General features: G+C 45.6%; 1 protein-coding gene and 1 tRNA gene. One reads left to right on the plus strand and one right to left on the minus strand.

Translation table 11 applies throughout. The features are described 5' to 3' along the window. Positions 1–32: 32 nt before the first annotated feature. Positions 33–887 (minus strand): bifunctional methylenetetrahydrofolate dehydrogenase/methenyltetrahydrofolate cyclohydrolase FolD, encoded by an 855-nt coding sequence (folD, locus tag L876_RS0120745; protein WP_028765550.1) that lies wholly within the window; start codon positions 885–887, stop codon positions 33–35. Positions 888–1239: 352 nt separating this feature from the next. Here folD and L876_RS0120750 point away from each other — a divergent pair. Next, a tRNA-Pro gene (locus L876_RS0120750) sits at positions 1240–1316 on the plus strand.

Consider the following 1316-nt stretch of genomic DNA (forward strand, 5'->3'; position numbering starts at 1 on the left):
TAGAACCTAGAACCTAGAACCTAGAACCTAGCTTAATCGTGATAATTTTCCGCTGCGTACAGAGTATTTTCCAATAAACTGGCAATGGTCATCGGGCCAACACCACCAGGAACGGGGGTAATGTGGCTTGCAACGTTTGCTGCAACATCATATTGCACATCACCAACTAAGGTACCGTTTTCAAGGCGATTTATGCCTACATCGATAACAATGGCACCGGGTTTAATCCAATCACCAGGAATGAAGTTTGGCTTACCAACAGCAACGATCACCAAATCAGCGCGACGGACTTTATCTTCAAGATCGCGAGTAAAGCGATGACAAGTGGTGGTCGTGCAGCCAGCAAGCAGAAGCTCAAGTGTCATTGGGCGACCAACGATGTTTGATGCACCAACCACGACAGCATCTAACCCATAGGTATCGATACCGGTTGATTTAATTAATGTCATAATGCCCATTGGCGTGCAAGAGCGCAGAACCGGAATACGCTGTGCTAGACGACCAACATTGTAAGGATGAAAGCCATCAACATCTTTATCTGGACGGATGCGCTCAATCACTTTGGACTCTTCAATATGCTTAGGCAGTGGCAATTGCACTAAGATACCATCAATATTCGGGTCATCATTACACTCGTCTATTAGCGTCAGCAATGCTTCTTCTGCGGTATCACTAGGCAGGTCGAATGATTGTGAGAGGAAGCCAACCTCCTCACAGGCTCGGCGTTTACTGCCTACATAGACTTGAGAGGCTGGATCTGCTCCTACAAGTATTACTGCAAGTCCTGGTACGCGTTGTCCAGCCTCTTTACGGGCGGTAACTTTTGCGGCCAACTGTTTTCGAATGGATTGAGCTATCGCTTTACCATCGATAATTTGGGCTGTCATGGGGCTAGGATTTCCTTTATGTGGCGCGAAGATAAAATCGGCGACATTTTAACAGGGGCGCATGGTGGTGTCATTGATTTAGCTTGATAACAGACCGTTTTATAAAAAAGATAATCAGCAGCGCAATTTTGCCTATTTTATACAGTGCTAAATAGCGCTTAGTTAGGGTAAATATTGAGATGTTGTACTGCTTAACCTTTCCCTAATCTCCCCAAATCGACTACTTTATTAGCTGATAGATGTTAAATTAAGCAAGCGCGAAGGCTTTTCAAAAAAATCGTTGACGGTTTATATGTGAGGGGATAAGATGCGCTCCGTTCTCAACGAGACTGATTGTTTCGCTTTGAATGCTCGGTGATTAGCGCAGCCCGGTAGCGCATCTGGTTTGGGACCAGAGGGTCAGAGGTTCGAATCCTCTATCACCGACCA

The organism is Shewanella colwelliana ATCC 39565, from assembly GCF_000518705.1.
GTDB lineage: Bacteria > Pseudomonadota > Gammaproteobacteria > Enterobacterales > Shewanellaceae > Shewanella > Shewanella colwelliana.

Excerpts from the sequence above, each read along its gene's own strand:
- folD (WP_028765550.1), bottom strand. The coding sequence starts at position 887 with ATGACAGCCCAAATTATCGATGGTAAAGCGATAGCTCAATCCATTCGA.